This window comes from Variovorax sp. CAN15 (assembly GCF_030462475.1).
Lineage (GTDB): Bacteria > Pseudomonadota > Gammaproteobacteria > Burkholderiales > Burkholderiaceae_C > Variovorax.
Genome location: NZ_JASMRZ010000010.1, coordinates 16,841 through 39,962, shown reverse-complemented (window position 1 = coordinate 39,962; position 23,122 = coordinate 16,841). Strand labels below are relative to the sequence as shown.

Here is a 23,122-nt window from a genome sequence, read left to right as displayed (position 1 = left end):
AACATTATATGAACCGCGATGCAGCTCCCGAAGTGCATCGTCCCACGACAGACAACAAGGACAGAGATGGCCGAGCGTTCATTCGTTGAAGAAGTCAAGAAACTGCGGCTTTCTGGTGGGGAAGTCTTTCGTGGCGAAGGCATTCTCGCGGTCACCAAGGCCCTTCTGGAGTCGGGAGTTTCCTACGTGGCCGGCTACCAGGGCGCACCCATCTCGCACCTGATGGACGTGCTGGCCGACGCCCAGGACATCCTCGCCGAGCAGGGCATCCGCTTCGAGAACAGCGCAAGCGAAGCCACCGCGGCTGCCACGCTGGCTGCCTCCGTCAACTACCCGCTGCGCGGCGCCGTCACCTTCAAGGCCACCGTCGGCACCAATGTGGCTTCCGATGCCTTGGCCAACCTGGCCTCCGGCGGCGTGACCGGCGGCGCGCTCATCATCGTGGGCGAGGACTACGGCGAGGGCTCCTCCATCATGCAGGAGCGCAGCCACGCCTTCGCGATGAAGTCGCAGATCTGGCTGCTCGATCCGCGACCCAACCTGCCCAGCATCGTCGACGCTGTGAAGCAGGGCTTCGATCTCTCCGAAGCCAGCAATACGCCGGTGATGCTGCAGCTGCGCATCCGCGCCTGCCACGTACACGGCCACTTCGTCGCGGGCGACAACAAGCGCGCCAAGTTCACGCTGAAGGACGCGCTCGAGAACCCGCAGCGCGACGTGGGCCGCATCGTGCTGCCGCCCGCGAGCTTCGTGCACGAGCAGGAGAAGATCAAGGACCGCTGGCCCGCCGCCGTGCGCTTCATCGAGGAGCGCAAGCTCAACGAGTTCTTCTCCGAAGACGCTGACGACATCGGCATCATCGTCCAGGGCGGCAGCTACAACACCCTGCTGCGCGCCCTCGAGCGCCTCGGCCTCGCCGACGTGTACGGCAACACGAAGGTGCCGCTGTACGTGATGAACGTGGCCTACCCCGTCATCGAGAGCGAAGTGATCCGCTTCTGCGAAGGCAAGCGCGCGGTGCTCGTCGTGGAAGAGGGCCAGCCCAATTTCGTCGAGCAGAACCTCGCGACCATCCTGCGCCAGGCCGGTTCGCCGACCATGCTGCACGGCAAGGACATGCTCCCCGTGGCCGGCGAATACACAGCCTCCGAGCTGCTCAAGGGGGCACGCAGCTTCTGCGAACGCTACGAACGCCTCGCATCCTTGCCGATGCCCGCACCCGTGCGCAAGGTGATCCCGCTGGTCGAAGCCACCCCCGAGCCCGCACAGCCTTCCACATCGCTCGCCGAGGTGGTCCACGCCCGCCCGCCGGGCTTCTGCACCGGCTGCCCGGAGCGCCCCATCTTCAGCGCGATGAAGCTGGTCGAGCGTGAACTCGGTGCGCACCACGTGAGCGCCGACATCGGCTGCCACCTGTTCTCCATCCTGCCGCCCTTCAACATCGGCAACACCACCATGGGCTACGGCCTGGGCGGCGCGGGCGCCGCGGCGCTCAACGCACCGGCGGGCAAGCGCGCGATCTCGATGATGGGCGACGGCGGCTTCTGGCACAACGGCCTGACCAGCGGCGTGGCCAACGCGGTCTTCAACAAGAGCGACAACCTCACCATCGTCGTCGACAACAACTACACCTCGGCCACCGGCGGGCAGGACATCCTCTCCTCGCACGCAGTCAACAAGACGCGCAGCACCGGCCACGAGATCGAAAGCGCCGTGCGCGGCGTGGGCGTCAAGTGGGTGAAGACGATGCGCCGCACCTACGACATCGCCGGCATGCGCGATGCGCTCAAGGAGGCGCTGACCACCAGGGAGAAGGGCCCCAAGGTGCTCATCGCGCAGTCGGAGTGCATGCTCAACAAGCAGCGCCGCGAGAAGCCGCTGGTGCGCAAGGCCATCGCCGACGGCAAGCGCATGGTGCGCGAGAAATTCGGCGTCGACTCCGACACCTGCACCGGCGACCACTCCTGCATCCGCCTCTCGGGCTGCCCGTCGCTGTCGATCAAGCCCAATCCCGATCCGCTGCGCACCGACCCGGTTGCAACCGTGCTCGACAGCTGCGTGGGCTGCGGCGTGTGCGGCGAGGTCTCGCACGCCGCCGTGCTGTGCCCCTCCTTCTACAAGGCCCAGATCGTGAGCAACCCCAGCCGCTGGGACCAGCTGCGCGAGCGCGTGCGTGCCGCCGTCATCGGTTGGCTGCAGCGCGGCGAGGCCCGCCGCCGTGAAGCCTATGCCTTCTGAATGAGTCCCTTCATGCAAAGCGAAAACACTGTGTCGAATCGCCAGGGATACCGCGGAACCGGCTTTGCCGGGCCGCAGGTATCGCCCTCGGTAGGGGGGTGGCGGCTACACGAAGTAAGCAAGACTGGGGGCGAGTCATGAGCCCGATCAAGATCGCGATCCTCGCCATGGGCGGCGAGGGTGGTGGCGTGCTTGCCGACTGGATCGTCGACATGGGCGAAGCCAACGGCTACATCGCCCAGACCACCTCCGTGCCCGGCGTGGCCCAGCGCACCGGCGCGACCATCTACTACGTGGAGCTGTACCCCGTGGCGCAGGCCGATGCCGACGGCGGCATGCCTGTTCTCGCGCTGATGCCGCTGCCGGGCGACGTCGACGTGGTGCTCGCTTCGGAACTGATGGAGGCCGGCCGGGCCGTGCAGCGCGGCCTCGTCACGCGCGAGCGCACCACGCTGATCGCCTCCACGCACCGCGTGTTCTCCATCGCTGAAAAAAGCGCGATGGGCGATGGCCGCGTCGACAGCGACCAGCTTCTCGCACACACCGCGAATGCAGCCAAGCGCTTCATCCGCTTCGACATGGCCCAGGCCGCCGAGGCTTCGGGCAGCGTGATCAGCGCGGTGCTCTTCGGCGCGCTGGCGGGCTCGGGCGTGCTGCCGTTCAGCCGGGCGCAGTTCGAGGCGACCATCGAACGCGGCGGCGTGGGCGTGAAGCCCAGCCTCAAGGCCTTCGGTGCGGCGTTCGAACGCGCGCAAGGCGGCGACGATGGCGAGCCTGCGAAGGAAGCGCCGATCGCCGCACCCGCACCACAGCCGCGTCACCCTGCCGTGCGCGCACTCGTAGAGCGCGTGCAGCGCGACTTCCCGGCCACGGCACAAGACCTGCTGCTCGAAGGCGTTCGCCGCCTCATCGACTACCAGGATCCGGCCTACGCCAGCCTCTACCTCGACCGCATGGCATCCATCGCGGCCTTGCCGGCGGGCGACCACCGCCTGCTGCGCGAGACCGCACGTCACCTCGCACTCTGGATGTCCTACGAAGACACCGCCCGCGTCGCGGCGCTGAAGACCCGCGCCACCCGCTTCGAGCGCGTGCGCGGCGAAGCCCGCGTGCAGCCCGGCCAGGTGCTCGCCATCAATGAATACATGCACCCGCGCCTGCAGGAAATCTGCGAGACCCTGCCCGGCGGCATCGGCCGCTGGCTGATGAACTCCACGCTGCCGAAGAAGATCGTCGAGCGCTTCACGCAGCACGGCCGCGTGATCCAGACCAGCTCCCTGCGCGGCTACCTCATGTTGCGCATGGTGGCGGCATGCAAGCGCTGGCGCCTGTCCACCATGCGTTACGCCGAGGAAAACCGCCGCATCGAGGAATGGCTGCAACGCATCGCGGCGACTGCGCAACGCAACCCCGAACTGGCCGTCGAGCTGGCTCAGTGCCAGCGCCTGGTCAAGGGATACAGCGACACGCACGAACGCGGCATCCGCAACTACGACACCGTGATGCGCGCCGTAGAGCGCGCCGGCACAGCGCTGGCACCGGCCACGCTGCGCGAACTGCGCGACGCGGCGCTGGCCGACGAGCATGGCCACAAGCTGCAGGCCGCGCTCGCGCAGCACGCGCTGGCCTGAAGAGACGAGAACGACGATGAGCACTCCCTCAGCCACCCTCTCGCTGCGCGTCACAGAGGCGCGCGAACTGAATCCGCTGATCCGCATGCTGCGCTTGCGCGCCGACGACGGCCGCGCGCTGCCCGGCTTCTCGGCGGGCGCCCACATCCGTGTGCAGGTGTCCCTGCCCGACGGCAAGACCGACTGGCGCCACTACTCGCTCATCAACTTCGACACGGCGCGCAACGCCACCAACGCACCGGCCGAATACGTGATCGCCGTGCGCAAGGAAGCCGAAGGCCGGGGCGGTTCGCGCTTCATGCACGAAGGTCTGAAAGAGGGCGACACCATCGCCATCGAGCCGCCGAAGAACGACTTTCCCCTGCACACCGGCCCCGGCGGCACGGTGCTTGTGGCCGGCGGCATCGGCGTCACGCCGCTGGCCACCATGGCCGCGCGCCGCCGTGCCGAGGGCGTAGCCGTGCGCATGCACTACGCCGGCCGCAGCCGCGAGCTGATGGCCTTCCTGCCCGAGCTGCAGGCGCTGCTGGGCGACGACCTGCGCGTGCACGCCGATGCCGAGGCCGGCGCACCGTTTGCCATTGATGCGCTGCTCGACGGCATTCCCGCCGGTGACCGGCTCTATGTCTGCGGCCCCAAGATCATGCTCGACGCGGTGCTCGAACGCACGCAGGCGCGTGGTTGGGAGCACGACCGCGTGCACTTCGAGCTCTTCACCGAGCCTGTCGCGGAAGAGGGCGACCAGCCCTTCGAGGTGGAGCTGGCCCAGTCCGGGCAGCGCTTCACCGTGCCGGCGGACCAGAGCATCCTCGACTGCCTCGTCGAGCACGGCTGCGACCCGATGTTCGACTGCAAGCGCGGCGAATGCGGTGTGTGCGCCGTGCCGGTGCTCGAAGGCGAGATCGACCATCGCGATTACGTGCTCACCGCCCGCGAGAAGGCGGAAGGAAACGTCATGCAGATCTGCATCTCCCGCGCCAAGGGCGCGCGCCTGGTGCTGGACATCTGAAGCAAGGAGACATGAAAGCCATGACCTCGTACAGAGACAACCCCGACGCCATCCGCGCGCTGGTGCAGAACGACCGGGTGCACCGCGACCTGTACACCAGCCAGGAACTCTTCGAGCTGGAGCAGGAGCACTTCTTCGCCAACACCTGGAACTACGTCGGCCACGAGAGCCAGCTGCCCAAGCCCGGCGACTGGATCAGCAACGAGATCGCCGGCCGCCCGCTGATCGTGGTGCGCCACTCCGACGGCAGCGTGCGCGTGATGATGAACCGCTGCGCCCACAAGGGCTCGCGCCTCGTCAATGGCCCCTGCGGCAACACCGGCAAGTTCTTCCGCTGCCCCTACCACGCCTGGACATTCAAGACCGACGGCGCGCCGCTGGCGATCCCGCTGAAGACCGGCTACGAGAACACCCAGCTGCACGAGTGCGAATCGGGCAAAGGCCTCACCACCGTGAAGCACGTGCGCAGCCATCGCGGCTTCATCTTCGTGAAGATCAACGACGCCGGCCCCGACTTCGACGAATACTTCGGCGACTCGCTGAGCTCCATCGACAACATGGCCGATCGTTCTCCCGAAGGCGAGCTTGAAATAGCAGGCGGCTGCCTTCGTTTCATGCACCAGTGCAACTGGAAGATGTTCGTGGAGAACCTCAACGACACCATGCACCCGATGGTGGCGCACGAGTCTTCCGCCGGCACCGCCAAGCGCATGTGGGCCGACAAGCCAGAGGACGCGCCCAAGCCAATGGCGGTAGAGCAGTTCGTGCCCTTCATGTCCGACTACAAGTTCTTCGAGGACATGGGCATCCGCACCTACGACAACGGCCACAGTTTCACGGGCGTGCACTTCAGCATCCACAGCAAGTACAAGGCGATTCCCGAGTACGACAACGCCATGAAGGCGCGCTACGGCGAGGAAAAGACTGCGCAGATCCTCGGCATGGCGCGGCACAACACGGTGTACTACCCGAACCTCACGATCAAGGGCGCGATCCAGGCGATCCGTGTGGTCAAGCCGATCTCGGCCGACAGGACCCTCATCGAGAGCTGGACCTTCCGCCTGAAGGGTGCGCCGCCCGAGCTGCTGCAGCGCACCGCCATGTACAACCGCCTCATCAACTCGCCCTTCTCGGTGGTGGGCCATGACGACCTGCAGGCCTATCGCGGCATGCAGGCCGGCCTGCATGCGAGCGGCAATGAGTGGGTGAGCCTTCACCGCGACTATGACCCCGCGGAGCTGAAAGGCGGGGAGATCACCACCGGCGGCACCAACGAACTGCCGATGCGCAATCAATACCGCAGCTGGGTGCAACGCATGACGGAGACGATGTGATGGTCGGCACCGCAGAAATCACCCGCCAGGACCTGATCGACTTCGTCGTGAACGAAGCTCACCTGCTCGACACCCGCCGCTATGAGGAGTGGAACGCGCTCTTCACCGACGACGCCTTCTACTGGATTCCGCTGATCCCCGACCAGGAAGACGGCCTCAACCACACCTCGCATCTCTACGAGGACAAGCTGCTGCGCGAGCTGCGCATCGAGCGCCTGAAGAGCCCGCGCGCCTTCTCGCAGCAGCCGCCGAGCCGTTGCCACCACCTGCTGCAGGTGCCGGTGGTCGAGCAGTTCGACGCGGAAGCCAACCGCTACGTGGTGCGCACCTCGTTCCACTACACCGAGTCGCAGGGCGACGAGATCCAGTTCTACGTGGGCACCTTCTTCCACCACCTCACGGTGCAGGACGGCGCGCTGCGCATGACGCTCAAGCGCGTCAACCTTCTCAACTGCGACGCGGCCCTGCCGGCCGTGCAGCTCTTCATCTGACAGGGACGAGATGCCGCACGCCACCGTCCACGACGTCTTCGCAGCCACCGCGGCCCGCACGCCGCAGGCCGAATTCCTTTTCACCGAATCGGTGACCGCCGCTGCCTACGGCATCGAAGCGGGTGCCATCCGCTGGGGCGATGCCGCTGAGCGCATCGAGCGGCTGCACGCAGCCTATGCACGAGCCGGCTACGGCCACGGCCATCGCGTTGGCCTGCTGCTGGAGAACCGGCCGGCTTTCATCTTCCATTGGCTCGCGCTGAACGCACTGGGTGTGAGCGTGGTGCCTATCAACTCGGAGATGCGCTCGGCCGAGCTGGTCTACCTGATCGGCCACAGCGAGATCGGCCTCGCGGTCACGCTGCCCGAACGCGCGGCCGATCTGCGCGCGGCGGCCGCGCAGGCAGGCATCGCCTTCGAGACCATGGGCCCCGGCGACGCGGTGCCGCCCGCGAAGACAGCCGCGCCGCGCGCCAACGAGCCCGTGGGCACCGATACCGAATGCGGCCTGCTCTACACCTCGGGCACCACGGGGCGCCCCAAGGGCTGCATCCTGAGCAATGCCTACTTCCTGCGCGCGGGCGAGTGGTATGCGGCGCTCGACGGCGTGTGCGGCATCCGGCCCGACAAGGAGCGCGTCATCACGCCGCTGCCGCTCAACCACATGAACGCGATGGCCTTCTCCACCATGGTGGTGCTGGTCGCGGGCGGCTGCCTGGTGCAGCTCGACCGCTTCCATCCGAAGACATGGCTGGCGAGCGCGAAGGAGAGCGGCGCGACCATCGCCCACTATCTGGGCGTGATGCCCGCGATGCTGCTGTCGGCGCCTGCGTCGGCGGCCGACCGCGACCATGCCATCCGCTGGGGCTTCGGCGCCGGCGTGGACCGCAAGAACCACGCGCCCTTCGAGGAGCGCTTCGGCTTTCCGTTGGTCGAGGCATGGGCCATGACCGAGACTGGCGCGGCCGCCTGCATCATGGCCAACCGCGAGCCGCGCCTGGTCGGTACCAACTGCTTCGGCCGGCAGGAGAGCTTCGTCGAGATCCGCCTCGTGGGCGACGACGGCGGCGAAGTCGGTGTCGACGCGCCGGGCGAACTGCTGGTGCGCTCGGCCGGCCCCGACCCGAGGCGCCATTTCTTCTCCGGCTACCTGAAGGACGAGGAGGCCACGCGCGAGGCCTGGGCCGATGGCTGGTTCCACACCGGCGACCTGGTGCGCCGCGACGCCGAGGGCAACTTCTTCTTCGTCGACCGCAAGAAGAACGTGATTCGCCGCAGCGGCGAGAACATCTCGGCGGTCGAGGTCGAGAGCGTGCTCAACCAGCATCCGGCGGTGAAGGCCTCGGCCGTGGCGGCCACGCCCGACGAAGTGCGCGGCGACGAGGTGCTGGCCTGCATCGTGATGCGCGAAGGCGCCGATGCGTCGCAGCCCGAACAGACTGCGGCCAGCATCGTCCAGCACGCGCTGGCACAGCTCGCCTATTACAAAGCACCCGGCTACGTGGCCTTCGTCGACGCGCTGCCGCTCACGCCCTCGCAGAAGATCCAGCGCGGGCAGCTGCGCGAGATGGCGCAGTCGCTGCCCGGCCAGGGCCACTGCATCGACACCCGTTCGATGAAGAAGAGGCAGGCATGACGGGCAAACGGCTTTCCTACGAAGGCGTGGCTGTGGCGGTGCCCGTCACCGTGCCCTACGTGCGCTACTCCACGCGCACCGCGCACTGGTTCATCGGCCAGGCGGTCGAGGCGCTGGTGAAGGCCAGCGGCGTGCCCAAGGAGCAGATCGACGGCCTGTGCCTCAGCAGCTTCTCGCTCGCGCCCGACACGGCAGTGGGTGTCACCCAGCACCTGGGCCTGTCTCCGCGCTGGCTCGACCACGTGCCCACCGGCGGCGCATCGGGCGTGATGTGCCTGCGCCGTGCTGCGCGCGCGGTGCAGGCGGGTGACGCCGACATCGTGGCCTGCGTGGGGGCGGACACCAACCACGTCGATTCCTTCCGCCAGACGCTGGGCAGCTTCAGCAATTTCGCGCGCGACGCGAGCTACCCCTACGGCTCGGGCGGGCCGAATTCGATCTTCGCCTTCATCACCGCCAACTACATGCGCACCTACGGCGCGAAGCGCGAGGACTTCGGTCGCATCTGCGTCGACCAGCGCACCAATGCGCTGGGCAACCCGAACGCGATGTTCAAGAAGGTGCTCACGCTCGACGAGTACATGGCCGCGCGGCCCATTTCAGACCCGATCCACCTGTTCGACTGCGTGATGCCCTGCGCGGGCGCCGATGCCTTCCTGGTGATGAGCGAGGAGCGCGCGCGCGACCTGGGCCTGGCGCACGTGGTGATCCGCGGCGCCATCGAGCGCCACAACGCCTATGCCGAAGACCCGGTGATGGTGCAGGGCGGCTGGCGCAAGGACCGCGACGACCTCTATGCGCAGGCCGGCATCCAGCCTGCTGAACTCGACTTCGTGCAGACCTACGACGACTACCCCGTCATCGTGATGATGCAGTTCGAGGACTTGGGCTTCTGCGAGAAGGGCGAGGGCCCGGCCTTCGTGCAGGCCAACACCATGACCTTCGACGGCAGCTTTCCGAACAACACCAGCGGCGGGCAGCTCTCGGCAGGGCAGGCCGGCGCGGCGGGTGGATTCCTCGGCATGGTCGAGACGATCCGCCAACTGACCGATCAAGCAGGTCCACGCACCGTGCCCGATGCACAGCTGGGCCTTGTCGCCGGCTTCGGCATGGTGACCTACGACCGCTGCCTGTGCACAGGCGCGGTGATCCTGGGGAGACCGGAACAATGAGCCCCCACGTTTGCCGCTTCGCGGCTGCACTTCCCCCCGAGGGGGCCGCGCGCCTGCCTTGGGGCGGCCCGGCGGAGGCGCTATGACGATGCCCTTGATGCGCCCCCCGCGCAAGAACCCGGTACTTCGCACCCGGCAGATGAACCTGCCGCCCGGCGCACGCGGCCGCGTGGCGCTGGGCCTCACGGCCGCAGCAGCCGAAGGCCGCTTCGAACTCCAGACCTGCGACGACTGCGGCACGGTGCAGTACCCGCCGCGCGAGGTCTGCCACAAGTGCCTGTCGGCCGCGCTTCGCTGGCGGCAGCAAAGCGGCGAGGGCGAGCTGCTCGGCAGCACCACGCTGCACCACAGCAACGACCTGTTCTTCCGCGAGCGGCTGCCCTGGCGGCTGGGCCTTGTGCACCTGGATGCCGGCCCCACGCTCATGGTCCACCTGCACGGCGAGGTCGGCGACGCGCCGCAACGCGTGCGCGTGGGTGCCCGGCTCGACCGCGCGGGACAGGCCGTTCTCATTGGTTTTCCGAATGAAGGGAGTCCCCACATGGCCGACGACAAGATGCTGCGCGAGATGACCAGCGACCCCAAGTTCCGCAAGGTGCTGGTGACCGACGGCAAGACCGAGACCGGCCAGGCCATCGTGCGCGCGCTGGTCAAGGCCGGCGCCGACATCGTCTGGGTCGGCCACGCCGAGCCCTGGAAGAAGATGGGCGACGGCCTCGACGACATCTCCGCGCTGCCGCAGGTCACGCTGGTGCCGCTGGACCTGACCAACGGCCGGCAGGTGACGGAGCTCGCGGGCTCCATCGGCGGCAAGGTCGACATCGTCATCAACAACGCCGAGGTGCACCGCACCTTCGGCATCGGTGCGCGGCGCGGCACCGACGTGGCCAAGGCCGAGATGGACATCAACTACTTCGGCCTGCTGCGCCTTGCGCAGGAGTTCGGCCCGGCGCTCAAGGGCCGCTCGGCCGACGGCGTGACGGGCGCGACCGCCTGGGTCAACCTGCTGTCGATCTACGCGCTGAGCAACTTCCCGCCGCACGGCACCTTCAGCGCCTCGAAGGCGGCGGCGCATTCGCTCGCGCAATGCCTGCGCGCGGAGATGCGGCCGGCGGGCATCCGCGTGATCAACGTGTTCCCCGGCCCCATCGATGACGAATGGAACCAGCACACGCCGCCGCCCAAGCTCGCGCCCTCGGCGCTGGCCAACGCCATCGTGAAGGCGCTGCGCGATGGCGTGGAAGACGTGTACCCCGGCGACGTGGCGCAGGAATGGCTGGAGCGCTGGCGCGACAACCCGAAGGTGCTCGAGCGCGAACTCGCGGCCGGCGGCTGAGACAGGAGCCACACGAATGACCACGACAACCGAACTGATGTCCACCGCCGAAATCCTCGGCGGCCTGGTGACCGCGATGGCCAGCGGCCGCATCCGCGTGATCGACCTCACGCAGACGCTGACGCCCGAGTTCCCGCAGATCGCGCTGCCGCCCGAGATGGGCCAGTGCTGGCCCTTCCGTATCGAGGAAGTGTCGAAGTACGACGAGCGCGGCCCGGGCTGGTACTGGAACAACTTTTCCTGCGGCGAGCACACGGGCACCCACTTCGACGCACCGATCCATTGGATCTCGGGCCGCGACCTGCCGAACAACTCGGTGGACACCATCCCCGTGCAGCACTTCGTGGCGCCGGCCTGCGTGATCGACTGCTCGCCGCAGGTGAAGGACGACCCCGACTACCTGCTGACGCTCGAAGACATCGAAGCCTACGAGGCTGCGCACGGCCGCATCCCGAAGGGCGCCTGGGTGCTGATGCGCACTGACTGGTCCAAGCGCACCGACCCGGAGGCCTACCAGAACTTCGACGAGACCGGCCAGCACACGCCCGGCCCGAGCACCGCGGCCGTGCGCTTCCTGGTGGAGCAGCGCGACGTGCTGGGCTTCGGTTCGGAGGCCATCGGCACCGATGCCGGGCAGGGCTACCACCTGCGCCCGCCGTACCCCTGCCACTACTACATGCACGGCGCGGGCCGCTACGGCCTGCAGTGCCTCGGCAACCTCGACCTGCTGCCACCTTCGGGCGCGGTGCTGATCTGCCCGCCGCTGAAGATCGAGAAGGGCAGCGGCAGTCCGCTGCGCGTGCTGGCGCTGGTGGGAGCAGCAGCATGAGCGGCACCGCACCCAAGGTCGCGGCCGTCACAGGCGGCAGCGCCGGCATCGGCAAGGCCATCTGCGAAGACCTGCTCGCGCAGGGCTACGAGGTGGTGTCGCTCGCGCGCCGCAAGGCGGAGATCGACCATCCGAAGCTGCACAGCATTGAGGTCGACCTGAGCGACCGCGCCGCCACGGGCGAGGCGGTGCGCGAACTGGTCGGGCGCTTCTCGCCGACCACCATCGTCCACAACGCGGGCGTGATCCGCGCCGCACTGCTGCCCGAGGTGAAGCTCGACGACCTCGACGCGCTGGTCGACCTGCACCTGGGCTGTGCGATCCAGCTCGTGCAAGGTGCATTGCCCGCGATGCGTGCGCAGCGCTTCGGTCGCGTGGTGCTGCTTTCGTCGCGCGCCGCGCTGGGCCTGGCCACGCGCACCAGCTATTCGGCGACCAAGGCCGGCATGCTGGGCATGGCACGGACCTGGGCGCTGGAGCTGGCGGCCGACGGCATCACGGTGAACGTGGTGGCGCCGGGCCCCATCCGCACCGACATGTTCTACGACGTGGTCGAAGCCGGCAGCGACAAGGAACGCGCGCTCGCCGCCTCGGTGCCCGTGAAGCGGCTGGGCGAATCGGCCGACGTGGCACGCGCCGTGCGTTTCTTCGCCGATGCGGACAACAGCTTCGTCACCGGCCAGGTGCTGTACGTGTGCGGCGGCACCAGCGTCGGCAGCCTGGCCCTCTGAACCTCTTCTTTTCTTCCTGCTTTCTCGTCCCTCAAAAAACCACCTCTGGAGCACCGCCATGAAAGTATTGAACCGAATTCGCACATTCGCGGCCATCGCCGCCGGCCTCGGCGCGCTCACTGGCGCCGCGGGCGCGTGGGCCGCCGATCTCAAGGTCGGCTTCATCACTTCGCTGTCGGGGCCGGTGTCCTCGCTGGGCATTCCCTACGACAAGGGCATGAAGGCGGCGCAGGCGTACAAGTCGGAGGTGGGCGGCCGCAAGGTGCAGGTGATCGCGCTGGACGACGCGTCCGACCCATCCACGGCGGCGCGCAACGCGCGCAAGCTGATCGAGGAGGACAAGGTCGACGTCATCATCGGCACAGCCGGTGCGCCGGGTTCGCTGGCCATCGCCGGCGTGGCGCGCGAGACGAAGACGCCGCTGATCTCCATCGCCAATGCCGACCTGGCCGGCGAGGAGGGTGCATGGATGGTGACGCTGCCGCAGCCCGCACCGCTGATGATGGGCGCGATGGTCGAGAAGATGAAGCAGGCCGGCGTGAAGACGGTGGCCTACATCGGCTACTCCGACGCCTGGGGCGACCTGGTGTACGACGCGCTGATGAAGTCGGCGCCCGCCGCCGGCATCAAGGTGGTGAGCAACGAGCGCTACGCGCGCAGCGATTCGTCGGTGGCCGGCCAGGTGCTGAAGATCGTGGCGCTGCGGCCCGACGCGGTGATCACCGGCGCATCGGGCACGCCCGGCGCGCTGCCCTACCTGGCGCTGGCCGAGCGCGGCTACAAGGGAAAGATCTACGGCATGCACTCGCTGATCAACCCCGACTTCATCCGCGTCGGCGGCGCTTCGGTCGAAGGCCTGCTGGCGCCCACCGGTCCTGTGGTGGTGGCCGAGCAGTTGCCTGACAGCAATCCGATGAAGAAGATCGCGATGGACTTCCGCGCTGCCTACCAGAAGGCCAACGGCGTGCCGCCCACCGACACCTTCTCGGCCTACAGCTTCGATGCCTGGCTGATCTACCTCGATGCGGCCCAGCGCGCGCTGGCGAGCAAGGCCGAACCCGGCACGCCTCAGTTCCGCCTCGCGCTGCGCGATGCCATCGTGAGCACCAAGGAGCTGGTGGGTACGCACAGCGTCTACAACTTCAAGCCGACCGACCGCTACGGCTCGGACGACCGCTCGCGCGTGGTCGTGAAGCTGGAGAAGGGCCAGTGGAAGCTGGTTCCCTGAGATTTTCGACATCACCGTCATGACCGTTGAAGTGAAAGCCCCCATGAAAAAGATCAGCCGCATCCTCGCCGCGACGGCGGTCGCCGTGGCCGCCGCGCAGGCCATGGCCGCCGACCTGAAGATCGGTTTCATCAGCTCGCTCTCGGGCCCGGTGGCCGCGCTGGGCGTGCCCTACGAGAAGGGCATCCGCGCCGCCATCGCAGAGCGCCCCGAGATCGCCGGGCGCAAGGTGCAGCTCATCGTGCTCGACGATGCCTCCGACCCCACCACGGCAGGGCGCAACGCGCGCAAGCTGGTGACCGAGGACAAAGTCGATGTGCTCATCGGCACCTCGGGCGTGCCGGGCGCGATGGCCATCGCCTCGGTGGCGCGCGAGCTCAACACGCCGCTGATCTCGCCCACGCCCGTGACCATTCCCGGCCCCGAGGGTGCGTGGACGGTGACGGTGTCGCAGCCCTTCCCGCTCATGGTGGCGGGCGTGGTCGACCGCATGAAGAAGTCGGGCGTGAAGACGGTGGCCTTCATCGGTTTTTCGGACGCGCTGGGCGACCTGGCGTACGACTCGCTGATGAAGAGCGCCGATGCCGCCGGCATCAAGGTGGTGGCGAACGAGCGCTATGCGCGCAGCGATTCGTCGGTGGCCGGGCAGGTGCTGAAGATCGTCGCGGCGCGGCCCGACGCGGTGTTCGCGGGCAACTCGGGCACGCCCGGCGCGCTGCCCTACATCGCGCTGGCCGAGCGCGGCTACAAGGGCAGGATCTACGGTACGCACGGCCTCATCAACGCCGACTTCGTGCGCGTGGGCGGCGCTTCCATCGAGGGGCTGCAGGTGCCCAGCGGCCCGGTGCTGGTGGCCGACCAGCTGCCGGACACGAACCCGATCAAGAAGGTGTCGATGGGCTTTCGCAACGCCTACCAGAAGCTCAACGGCGCGGTGCCGACCGATGCCTTCTCGTCGTACACCTACGACGCCTACCTGCTGCTGGCCGACGCGGCCTCGCGTACCAAGGGCGAACCGGGCACGCCGGCCTACCGCACGGCGCTGCGCGACGCCATCGTGAACACCAAGGAGCTGGTGGGCACGCATGGCATCTACAACTTCAAGCCTGACGACCGCTACGGTTCCGACCAGCGCGGCGTGGTCATCGTGCAGATGACAAAAGGCCAGTGGAAGCTTGTGCCGTAGACCCGGCCACGCCACCGAGCACATTGCCATGACAACCTACCGCAACCGCCCCGATCTCGTCGCGGCGCTGGTGCAGGACGACCGGGTGCACCGCGACCTGTACCTCAGCGAGGAGCTTTTCGCGCTGGAGCAGGAGCACCTGTTCGCCGGCACCTGGGTCTTCCTCGGCCACGCGAGCCAGGTGCCCGAGGCCGGCGACTTCGTGACGCAGGAGATTGCGGGGCGGCCGCTGCTCATGGTGCGCCAGCCCGATGGCGATGTGCAGGTGCTCTACAACCGCTGTGCCCACAAGGGCACGCAGCTGGTGACAGACGAGTGCGGCAACGCCGGCCGCTTCTTCCGCTGCCCGTACCACGCATGGACCTACAAGCTCGACGGCGCGCCGCTCGGGCTGCCGCTGAAGAACGGCTACGAAGGCACGCAGCTCAAGGCCTGTGAATCGGGGCAGGGGCTCTCAGCGGTGAAGCACGTGAAGGTGTATCGCGACTTCGTGTTCGTGCGGTTGTCTGACGCCGGGCCTTCGTTCGAGGACTATTTCGGCGAGGTGCTGGGCGCCATCGACAACATGGTCGACCGCTCGCCCGAAGGAAAGCTCACGGTTGGCGGCGGCGTGCTGCGCAACATCGTCCACTGCAACTGGAAGATGTACCTGGAGAACATCAACGACACGGTGCACCCGATGTCCACGCACGAGTCGGCCACCAAGGCGGCCGAGGCGCTGTGGGAGGGCCATGCGCCCACGGATCCCAAGCCGATGGCGATGGAGCAGATATTGCCCTTCGGCTCGGGCTACGAGTTCTTCGACAGGATGGGCGGGCGCGTGTTCGCCAACGGGCACAGCGTACTGGGGGTGAACTTCAGCATCCACTCCAACTACGCGCAGCTGCCCGAGTACGAGGCCGCAATGCGCGCCGCGCACGGCGAGGAGCGTGCCGCAGAGATATTGCAGCGCTCGCCGCAGAACTCGGTCTTCTATCCGAGCCTGTCGGTCAAGGGCTCGCCGCAGGCCATTCGCGTGATTCGCCCGCTGGCGGCCAACCGCACGCTGATCGAGGCCTGGAGCTTCCGCGCGGCAGGCGCGCCCGTGCTGCTCTTCGAGCGGGCCATGAGCTACAACCGGCTGGTGTTCTCGCCGATGTCGGTGGTCGCGCACGACGACGTGCACCTGTTCGAGAGCATCCAGCAGGGCCTGCGCGCGGGCGGCAACGAATGGGTGAGCCTGCACCGCAACTTCGATCCTGCCGAGAGGCAGCAGCCCACGGTCACCACCAACGGGACCAACGAACTTCTGATGCGCAACCAGTTCCGCGCATGGGCGAAGGCCATGGCGGCAGGCATGGAGGCCGCGGCATGACGGACCCGCGCGATTTCGTCGCCCACGAGGCGGCGCTGCTCGACGAACGGCGTTTCGACGACTGGCTGGCCCTCTTCGCGGAGGACGGCCACTACTGGGTGCCACTGCTCGGCGCGGCGCAGGCCGATCCGTTCTCGCACAACTCGCTGGCCTACGAAGACCGGCTGCTGCTGCAGCTGCGGGTGGAGCGCCTGAAGAACCCGCGCGCGCATTCGCAGCATCCGGCCAGCCACAGCCAGCATGTGCTGCAGCCATCCCGGCTCGAGCGCGAGGAGGGCGATGGCGCATGGCTGCGCACGCCCTTCCTCTACGTCGAGGCGCGCGGCGAGGGCCAGATATTGCTGAGCGGCACCGCCCGCCACCACCTCTTGCGCACGCCTGAGGGCTGGCGCATCCGCGAGAAGCGCATCGACCTGCTCAACGCCACGCGCGCGTTGCCGGCGATCCAGTTGTTCATCTGATCCATCCGAGTTACCCGTTGTCCATTCCAACCATCCTCACCGGAGCTACGACATGAAGAGCCTGATGCAGACATTGACGCGCGGCGCCCTCGCCGCCGCGCTGACCGCCTGTGGCGTTGCCAGCGCATTCGCGGCCGACCTGAAGGTCGGACTGAGCGTGTCGCTGTCGGGGCCGAACTCCTCGCTGGGCGTGCCCTACGCCAAGGGCATGCAGGCCGCGCTGGCCTACAAGCCGGAGGTGAACGGCCGCAAGATCCAGCTCGTCGTGCTCGACGACGGCTCCGACCCGACCACGGCCGGGCGCAACGCGCGCAAGCTGATCGAGGAAGAAAAGGTCGACGTGCTCATGGGCACCTCGGGCGTGCCTGCGGCCATCGCGATGGCGCAGGTGGGCAAGGAAGCGAAGACGCCGATGATCGGCCTTACGCCCATCCTGCTCGACCCGAAAGAGAACCCCTGGGTGATGACCGTGGCGCAGCCCACGCAACTGATGATCGATGCGGTGGTCGAGCGCATGAAGCGCAACAACGTGAAGACCGTGGGCTACATCGGCTTCTCCGACGCCTGGGGCGACCTGGTGTACGAGGCGCTGATGAAGGCCGCGCCCGCCGCCGGCATCAAGGTGGTGAGCAACGAGCGCTATGCACGTGCCGACGCCTCGGTGACGGGCCAGGTGCTGAAGATCGTGGCACTGCGTCCCGATGCGGTGATGACCGGCGGCGCCGGCACGCCGGGCGCGCTGCCCTTCCTCGCGCTGCAGGAGCGTGGCTACAAGGGTGGTGTGTACGGCCAGCACGGCCTCATCAACCCTGACTTCGTGCGCGTGGTCGGCGCGGCCGGCCAGAACGCGCTGATGCCCACCGGCCCGGTGATCGTGGCCGAGCAGCTGCCCGACAACTACCCGACCAAGAAGATCGCGACCGACTTCCGCGCCGTCTTCCAGAAAGTCAACAACGCGCCGACCAGCGACGCCTTCTCGGCCTATTCCTTCGACGGCTGGCTGGTGTTCGCCGATGCCGCGTCGCGCGCGATGAAGAAGGCCGAACCGGGCACGCCCGAGTTCCGCGTGGCGCTGCGCGACGCCATCTTCAGCACGAAGGAAGTGGTGGGCACGCACGGCGTGTACACCTTCACGCCCGGCAGTCTCTACGGCGTGGACGAACGCGCCCGCGTGATCGTCAAGCTCGACAACGGCCAATGGAAGCTCGCACCTTGAACCGCTCGCCTCTGCTTTACCGGAGGGCCGCGCGATGACATGGGACGTGGCGCTCATCCTTCTCACCGACGGGCTGGCCAACGGTGCCGTCTACCTGCTGGCCGGGCTCGGGCTGGTGCTGATCTTCTCCGTCACGCGGGTGGTTTTCGTGCCGTTCGGCGACATCGCGGCCTTCGCGGCGCTGTCGCTCGCGGCCTTCGAAACCGGCCGTGTGCCGCCGACCATCGGCATGGTCGCGGTGCTGGCCGCATTGGCCTTGGCCACAGAGGTCGGCAGCCTGCTGCGCCGCGGCGAGGCCGCGCGCATTCCCAAGGCGGTGCTGATGTGGGGCGTGCTGCCTGCCATTCCGTGCGTGCTGGCATGGCTCGCGGCGCGGCCCGGCGTGCCGGTGGCGGTGCACATAGCAGTGGCGGTGCTGCTGGTGGTGCCCATCGCGCCGCTGCTGGCTCGGGTGGTGTTCCAGCCGATCGCCGATGCCTCCGTGCTGGTGCTGCTGATCGTGTCGCTCGCACTGCACTTCCTGTTGTCTGGCCTGGGCCTGCTGTTCTTCGGGCCCGAGGGCTCGCGCACCACGCCGCTGACCAGCGCCGTGTTCACGCTGAGCGACGGCTTCACCGTCAGCGGGCAGGTGGTGCTGATGGTGGGGGCTGCCATCGTGCTGAGCRGGCTGTTCTTCCTGGTGTTCGAGCGCACGGTAGCCGGCAAGGCACTGCGTGCGACGGCCGTGAACCGCGTGGGTGCGCGGCTGGTCGGCATACGGCCGGTGCGCACGGCGCTGCTGGCGTATGGCTGCGCTTCGCTGCTGGCGGGGCTGATCGGCGTGCTGATCGCGCCGGTGACGACGATGTACTACGACTCGGGCTTCATCATCGGCCTGAAGGCTTTCGTGGCCGCGATCATCGGCGGGCTCGTGAGCTACCCGATGACGGCCGTGGGCGCGCTTGCGGTCGGCGTGGTGGAGAGCTTCGCCTCGTTCTGGAGCGGCGCGCTGAAGGACGTGATCGTGTTCAGCCTGCTGATCCCGGTGCTGATGCTGCGCTCTTTCATGGCCGCGCATGCCGAAGAGGAAGAAGACGAGGTGGACCAATGAAGGCCGGCCGAAACAAACGCATGGCGTGGATCGCCGGCATCGTCATCGTGCTGGCACTGGTGCCGGCGCTGGCGGGCAGCTTCACCGTTTCGCTGCTCAACGACATCGGCATCGGCGCGCTCGTGGCGCTGGGCCTCGTGCTGCTCACGGGCGTGGGCGGCGCCACCTCGTTCGGGCAGGCCGCCTTCGTGGGCATCGCGGCCTATGCCACCGCGTGGCTCACCACCACGCAGGGCATGTCGCCCTGGCTGGGGCTGCTGTTCGCGCTGCTGCTCACGGGGCTGTCGGCGCTGGCCATCGGCATGCTCACGCTTCGGCTGGGCGGGCATTTCCTGCCGCTGAGCACCATCGCCTGGGGGCTCTCCATCGCGATGCTGTTCGGCAACGTCGATGGGCTGGGCCGACACACGGGGCTGTCGAACATTCCGGCGCTGCAGGTCGCGGGCTGGTCGCTGGCCGATCCGCGCGCGATGTACTACCTGATCTGGGTGGTGGTTGGGCTGGCCTGCCTGTTCAGCCACAACCTGCTGCAGTCGCGGCCGGGGCGTGCGATTCGCGGTCTGCGCGGCGGCGCCACTCTGCTGGCGAGCGTTGGGGCAGATGCATACCGCGTGCGGCTTTCGCTGTTCGTCACCGCGGCCCTGCTCGCGGGGCTGGCGGGCTGGCTCTATGCGCACATGAACCGCTTCGTGAGCCCGTCGCCCTTCGACGTGCGCGCCAGCATCGAGTACCTGCTGATGGCGGTGGCCGGCGGGCTTGGCCAGTTGGGTGGCGCGCTGGTGGGCGCCGCACTGGTTCTGGTGCTGAAGAACGGCCTGCAGGACGTACTGCCGATGCTCACGCAGCGCGCGGGTCAGCTGGAGGCCGTGGCCTTTGCCGCGCTCTTCATCCTGCTGCTGCACTTCGCGCGCGGCGGCGTGATGGGCCTGCTGCGCCGCTGGACGCGCCGCCGCGCCGGCGCGCGCGGGCCTTCGCGCCACGAGGGGCCAGCAGTCGAACCGCTGCCCCACCGCGCGCTGCCTGCGCGTGGTTCGCCGGTGCTGTCGGTGAACGGCGCCGTCAAGCGCTTCGGCGGACTGGTGGCGGTGAACGACGTGAGCTTCGACGTGAAAGCCGGCGAGATCGTCGGGCTGATCGGGCCGAACGGCGCGGGCAAGTCGACCATGTTCAACCTGCTGACCTGCACGCTGCCGATGAGCGCGGGCCAGGTGCGTTTTCTCGACCACGACATCGCCGGCATGCCGCAGCGCGAGGTGGCGCGGCTGGGTCTGGCGCGCACCTTCCAGCATGTGAAGCTGCGTCCGCACATGAGCCTGCTCGACAACGTGGCGCTGGGCGCGCATTCGCGCACGCGCTCGGGCATCCTGAAGGCGGGCCTGCGGCTCGACCGCACGGAAGAGCAGCAGATCCTGCAGGAGGCGCAGCGCCAGCTCGACCGCATCGGCCTGGGCGACCGCGCGCACGAGCAGGCGGGCAGCCTGCCGCTGGGCACGCAGCGCATCCTGGAGATCGCCCGCGCGCTGGCCGCCGACCCGGTGCTTCTGGTGCTCGACGAGCCCGCAGCGGGCCTGCGCCGCAAGGAGAAGATGGCGCTCGGCGACCTGCTGCGCAAGCTGCGCGAGGAGGGCGTGACCATCCTCATCGTGGAACACGACATGGACTTCGTGATGAAACTGGTGGATCGGCTGGTGGTGATGAATTTCGGCTCCAAGCTCGTGGAGGGCGTACCGTCGGCGGTGCGCGCCGACGAGCGTGTGCAGGCGGCTTACCTGGGGAGCGTCGTATGAGCGCCGCACGGCCGCCCGAAGGCGCGGGCCCTCTTCAGGGGGTGCGCGAAGTACACGAAGTGACGAGCCTGGGGGTGTTGGTATGACCGCGATGCTGGAGATTGGCGATCTGCATGTCTCGTATGGACAGGTCGAGGCGGTGCGGGGCGTCTCGCTCGACCTGCAGCCGGGCCAGATCATCTCGGTGATCGGCCCGAACGGCGCGGGCAAGACCACGCTGCTGGCGGCCGCCATGGGCCTGCTGCCATGCAAGGGCACGCTGCGCTTCGAGGGCGAGGACCTGCAGGGACTCGACGTGGAAGCGCGCGTGGAGCGCGGCCTGTGCCTCGTGCCCGAGAAGCGCGAACTGTTCGGCGAACTCACCGTGCTCGACAACCTGCAGCTCGGCGCCTATGCAAAGCGATTGCGCGGCGATGCGATGAAGAAGCGGCTGCAGTCGGTGTACGACCGCTTTCCGCGCCTGGCGGAACGCCGCTCGCAGCGCGCCGACACGCTCTCGGGCGGCGAGCGGCAGATGCTGGCCGTGGGCCGCGCGCTGATGTCGGCGCCCCGGCTGCTGATGCTCGACGAGCCCAGCCTGGGCCTGGCGCCGCTGATCGTGCGGGACATCCTGACCATCGTGCGGAAGCTGCGGGAAGACGGCGTGTCGATCCTGCTGGTGGAGCAGAACGCGCGCGCGGCGCTCGAAAGCTCGGACCACGGCTATGTGCTGGAAACGGGCGAGATAGCGCTTTCTGGCGCCTCGACCGAGCTGGCGGGCGACTCGCGCGTGCAGGCCACCTATCTGGGCGGGGGCACGCACGATGACGACTGAACCCCGCGCCGTGCCGCCCGCGCAGCGCACGCTGCCGGCGATGCTGCAGCGGCAGGCCGGGCTGTTCGGCTCGCGCGCGCTGCTGAAGATCGCGGGAGGCGAGTGGACGCATCGCGATGCGGCGCAGGCCGCGGCCGTGCGGGCCGGGGCACTGGCGGCGGCCGGCGTGGTGCGTGGCGACCGCATCGCGGTGATGTGCGGCAACCGGGTCGAGTTTCTCGAGAGCTTCCTGGGCGCGGGATGGCTGGGTGCGTCGACGGTGCCGGTCAATACGGCGTCGATGGGGCCGCAGATCGAATACTTCCTTGCGAACAGCGAGGCAAAGCTGCTGGTGATCGAGGCGGGCTTCCTGGAGCGGCTCGCGACGGCTGACCTGGGGCGTACCGCGCTGCGCGAGATCTGGGTTGTCGGCGAGATGGCTGCGGATGGGTGGCAGGCGCCTGCTGGCGTGCGCGTCGTGGCGTATCCCGCGCATGGGGAACCCGTCGCTCCTGCACCGGTGCAGCCTGGCGATGCGCTCGCGATCCTCTACACCTCGGGCACGACCGGACCTGCCAAGGGCGTGGTCTGCCCGCATGCGCAGTATTTCTGGTGGGGCGTGAACAGCGCGGAAGTGCTTGGCGTGGGCGCGGACGACGTGCTGTGCACCACGCTGCCGCTCTTCCACGTCAACGCGCTCAACACCTTCGCGCAGGCCGCGCTGACGGGGGCGCAGGTGGTGTTCGAGACGCGCTTCTCGGCATCGGGCTTCTGGCCGACGATGCGTGCGAGCGGGGCGACGGTGGTCTATCTGCTGGGGGCGATGGTGCCGATCCTGCTGGCCCAGCCTGAAGGGGCCGGGGAGCGCGACCATCGCGTCCGCATCGGGCTGGGGCCCGGCGTACCGGCCGCCGCCGGTGCCGCGTTCAAGGCGCGCACGGGCGTTTCGCTCCTGGAGGGCTACGGATCGACCGAGACCAACTTCGCCATCGCCACGGCGCCCGATTCGCCGCGCGGCGGCGTGATGGGCTGGCTGCGCCCTGGCTTCCAAGCGCGGGTGGCCGATGAAGACGACGTAGCCCTGCCGCCCGGCGAGGCGGGGGAACTGCTGCTTCGAGCGGACGAGCCGTACGCCTTCGCCAGCGGCTACTTCAACATGCCGGAGAAGACGGTCGAGGCCTGGCGCAATCTCTGGTTCCACACTGGCGACCGTGTGGTGCGCGATGCGGACGGGGCCTTTCGCTTCGTCGACCGCATCAAGGACGCGATCCGACGCCGCGGGGAGAACATTTCCTCCTTCGAGGTGGAGCAGGTGCTGCTGAGCCACCCTGCCGTGGCTTCGTGCGCGGTGTATCCAGTGCGCTCCGAGCTTGCCGAGGACGAGGTGATGGCCGCGCTGGTGGCGCGCGAAGGCGCAGCGCTCGACCCGGCCGAGCTTGCCCGCTTCTGCGAGGGCCGGCTGCCGTACTTCGCCGTACCGCGCTACATCGACGTGCTGGCCGACCTGCCGCGCACCGAGAACGGCAAGGTCCAGAAGTTCAAGCTGCGGGAGCGCGGCGTGGGGCCGCAGACATGGGACGGCCGGCCCGCGAAGGCCTGA

At 68.3% G+C, this 23,122-nt stretch carries 19 protein-coding genes; all 19 read left to right on the top strand.

The features are described from left to right. Positions 1-66: 66 nt before the first annotated feature. The 19 genes from QMO14_RS10110 (at position 67) to QMO14_RS10020 (ending at position 23,122) form a co-directional block, all read left to right on the top strand. A complete protein-coding gene (locus QMO14_RS10110) occupies positions 67-2,238 on the top strand; it encodes an indolepyruvate ferredoxin oxidoreductase subunit alpha (protein ID WP_301506642.1) in 2,172 nt (723 codons plus the stop codon). A 137-nt stretch (positions 2,239-2,375) separates the two neighbouring features. Beyond that, positions 2,376-3,869: an indolepyruvate oxidoreductase subunit beta family protein gene (locus tag QMO14_RS10105; RefSeq protein ID WP_301506640.1), complete on the top strand. Its 1,494-nt coding sequence runs from the start codon at positions 2,376-2,378 to the stop codon at positions 3,867-3,869. 16 nt (positions 3,870-3,885) lie between these two features. Beyond that, a complete protein-coding gene (locus QMO14_RS10100) occupies positions 3,886-4,878 on the top strand; it encodes a PDR/VanB family oxidoreductase (protein WP_301506638.1) in 993 nt (330 codons plus the stop codon). A gap of 20 nt (positions 4,879-4,898) precedes the next feature. Then, positions 4,899-6,212: an aromatic ring-hydroxylating dioxygenase subunit alpha gene (locus tag QMO14_RS10095; protein ID WP_301506636.1), complete on the top strand. Its 1,314-nt coding sequence runs from the start codon at positions 4,899-4,901 to the stop codon at positions 6,210-6,212. After that, positions 6,212-6,703 carry an aromatic-ring-hydroxylating dioxygenase subunit beta gene (locus tag QMO14_RS10090; protein ID WP_301506634.1) on the top strand — a complete coding sequence of 164 codons (492 nt, stop codon included), beginning with the start codon at positions 6,212-6,214 and terminating at the stop codon, positions 6,701-6,703. Before QMO14_RS10095 ends, QMO14_RS10090 begins: the two co-directional genes overlap by 1 nt. Before the next feature lie 10 nt (positions 6,704-6,713). Next, entirely contained in the window at positions 6,714-8,339 is a 1,626-nt protein-coding gene (locus QMO14_RS10085) for an AMP-binding protein (protein ID WP_301506632.1), read from the top strand. After that, the gene (locus QMO14_RS10080) at positions 8,336-9,511 is read left to right on the top strand and encodes a thiolase family protein (RefSeq protein WP_301506631.1); all 1,176 of its coding nucleotides are present in this window, start codon (positions 8,336-8,338) and stop codon (positions 9,509-9,511) included. Before QMO14_RS10085 ends, QMO14_RS10080 begins: the two co-directional genes overlap by 4 nt. A gap of 82 nt (positions 9,512-9,593) precedes the next feature. Next, positions 9,594-10,847 carry an SDR family NAD(P)-dependent oxidoreductase gene (locus QMO14_RS10075; RefSeq protein WP_301506629.1) on the top strand — a complete coding sequence of 418 codons (1,254 nt, stop codon included), beginning with the start codon at positions 9,594-9,596 and terminating at the stop codon, positions 10,845-10,847. A gap of 16 nt (positions 10,848-10,863) precedes the next feature. Next, on the top strand, positions 10,864-11,676 hold the full coding sequence (locus QMO14_RS10070) for a cyclase family protein (RefSeq protein ID WP_301506627.1): 813 nt from the start codon (positions 10,864-10,866) through the stop codon (positions 11,674-11,676). Then, the gene (locus tag QMO14_RS10065) at positions 11,673-12,407 is read left to right on the top strand and encodes an SDR family NAD(P)-dependent oxidoreductase (protein ID WP_301506625.1); all 735 of its coding nucleotides are present in this window, start codon (positions 11,673-11,675) and stop codon (positions 12,405-12,407) included. The genes QMO14_RS10070 and QMO14_RS10065 overlap by 4 nt, the downstream gene beginning before the upstream one ends. A gap of 58 nt (positions 12,408-12,465) precedes the next feature. Continuing rightward, positions 12,466-13,635 (top strand): ABC transporter substrate-binding protein, encoded by a 1,170-nt coding sequence (locus QMO14_RS10060; RefSeq protein WP_301506623.1) that lies wholly within the window; start codon positions 12,466-12,468, stop codon positions 13,633-13,635. A 43-nt stretch (positions 13,636-13,678) separates the two neighbouring features. After that, positions 13,679-14,821, top strand: a complete 1,143-nt coding sequence (locus tag QMO14_RS10055) for an ABC transporter substrate-binding protein (protein WP_301506621.1) — start codon at positions 13,679-13,681, stop codon at positions 14,819-14,821. A 28-nt stretch (positions 14,822-14,849) separates the two neighbouring features. Next, a complete protein-coding gene (locus QMO14_RS10050; protein ID WP_301506620.1) occupies positions 14,850-16,175 on the top strand; it encodes an aromatic ring-hydroxylating dioxygenase subunit alpha in 1,326 nt (441 codons plus the stop codon). Beyond that, a complete protein-coding gene (locus QMO14_RS10045) occupies positions 16,172-16,636 on the top strand; it encodes an aromatic-ring-hydroxylating dioxygenase subunit beta (RefSeq protein ID WP_301506618.1) in 465 nt (154 codons plus the stop codon). The genes QMO14_RS10050 and QMO14_RS10045 overlap by 4 nt, the downstream gene beginning before the upstream one ends. Positions 16,637-16,688: 52 nt before the next feature. After that, positions 16,689-17,852: an ABC transporter substrate-binding protein gene (locus QMO14_RS10040; RefSeq protein ID WP_301506616.1), complete on the top strand. Its 1,164-nt coding sequence runs from the start codon at positions 16,689-16,691 to the stop codon at positions 17,850-17,852. Positions 17,853-17,886: 34 nt separating this feature from the next. Next, complete coding sequence (locus QMO14_RS10035; RefSeq protein ID WP_301506614.1) at positions 17,887-18,942, top strand: branched-chain amino acid ABC transporter permease; 1,056 nt, start codon at positions 17,887-17,889, stop codon at positions 18,940-18,942. Beyond that, positions 18,939-20,729 (top strand): branched-chain amino acid ABC transporter ATP-binding protein/permease, encoded by a 1,791-nt coding sequence (locus QMO14_RS10030; RefSeq protein ID WP_301506612.1) that lies wholly within the window; start codon positions 18,939-18,941, stop codon positions 20,727-20,729. Before QMO14_RS10035 ends, QMO14_RS10030 begins: the two co-directional genes overlap by 4 nt. Before the next feature lie 82 nt (positions 20,730-20,811). Continuing rightward, positions 20,812-21,543, top strand: coding sequence for an ABC transporter ATP-binding protein (locus QMO14_RS10025; protein ID WP_301506610.1), 732 nt, complete (start codon positions 20,812-20,814; stop codon positions 21,541-21,543). Continuing rightward, positions 21,533-23,122, top strand: a complete 1,590-nt coding sequence (locus tag QMO14_RS10020; protein WP_301506608.1) for an ATP-dependent acyl-CoA ligase — start codon at positions 21,533-21,535, stop codon at positions 23,120-23,122. Before QMO14_RS10025 ends, QMO14_RS10020 begins: the two co-directional genes overlap by 11 nt.

What these genes read in the sequence shown, in the direction of transcription:
- QMO14_RS10110 (WP_301506642.1), top strand. Translation starts at nt 67, where the DNA reads ATGGCCGAGCGTTCATTCGTTGAAGAAGTCAAGAAACTGCGGCTTTCT.
- QMO14_RS10105 (WP_301506640.1), top strand. Translation starts at nt 2,376, where the DNA reads ATGAGCCCGATCAAGATCGCGATCCTCGCCATGGGCGGCGAGGGTGGT.
- QMO14_RS10100 (WP_301506638.1), top strand. Translation starts at nt 3,886, where the DNA reads ATGAGCACTCCCTCAGCCACCCTCTCGCTGCGCGTCACAGAGGCGCGC.
- QMO14_RS10095 (WP_301506636.1), top strand. Translation starts at nt 4,899, where the DNA reads ATGACCTCGTACAGAGACAACCCCGACGCCATCCGCGCGCTGGTGCAG.
- QMO14_RS10090 (WP_301506634.1), top strand. Translation starts at nt 6,212, where the DNA reads ATGGTCGGCACCGCAGAAATCACCCGCCAGGACCTGATCGACTTCGTC.
- QMO14_RS10085 (WP_301506632.1), top strand. Translation starts at nt 6,714, where the DNA reads ATGCCGCACGCCACCGTCCACGACGTCTTCGCAGCCACCGCGGCCCGC.
- QMO14_RS10080 (WP_301506631.1), top strand. Translation starts at nt 8,336, where the DNA reads ATGACGGGCAAACGGCTTTCCTACGAAGGCGTGGCTGTGGCGGTGCCC.
- QMO14_RS10075 (WP_301506629.1), top strand. Translation starts at nt 9,594, where the DNA reads ATGACGATGCCCTTGATGCGCCCCCCGCGCAAGAACCCGGTACTTCGC.
- QMO14_RS10070 (WP_301506627.1), top strand. Translation starts at nt 10,864, where the DNA reads ATGACCACGACAACCGAACTGATGTCCACCGCCGAAATCCTCGGCGGC.
- QMO14_RS10065 (WP_301506625.1), top strand. Translation starts at nt 11,673, where the DNA reads ATGAGCGGCACCGCACCCAAGGTCGCGGCCGTCACAGGCGGCAGCGCC.
- QMO14_RS10060 (WP_301506623.1), top strand. Translation starts at nt 12,466, where the DNA reads ATGAAAGTATTGAACCGAATTCGCACATTCGCGGCCATCGCCGCCGGC.
- QMO14_RS10055 (WP_301506621.1), top strand. Translation starts at nt 13,679, where the DNA reads ATGAAAAAGATCAGCCGCATCCTCGCCGCGACGGCGGTCGCCGTGGCC.
- QMO14_RS10050 (WP_301506620.1), top strand. Translation starts at nt 14,850, where the DNA reads ATGACAACCTACCGCAACCGCCCCGATCTCGTCGCGGCGCTGGTGCAG.
- QMO14_RS10045 (WP_301506618.1), top strand. Translation starts at nt 16,172, where the DNA reads ATGACGGACCCGCGCGATTTCGTCGCCCACGAGGCGGCGCTGCTCGAC.
- QMO14_RS10040 (WP_301506616.1), top strand. Translation starts at nt 16,689, where the DNA reads ATGAAGAGCCTGATGCAGACATTGACGCGCGGCGCCCTCGCCGCCGCG.
- QMO14_RS10030 (WP_301506612.1), top strand. Translation starts at nt 18,939, where the DNA reads ATGAAGGCCGGCCGAAACAAACGCATGGCGTGGATCGCCGGCATCGTC.
- QMO14_RS10025 (WP_301506610.1), top strand. Translation starts at nt 20,812, where the DNA reads ATGACCGCGATGCTGGAGATTGGCGATCTGCATGTCTCGTATGGACAG.
- QMO14_RS10020 (WP_301506608.1), top strand. Translation starts at nt 21,533, where the DNA reads ATGACGACTGAACCCCGCGCCGTGCCGCCCGCGCAGCGCACGCTGCCG.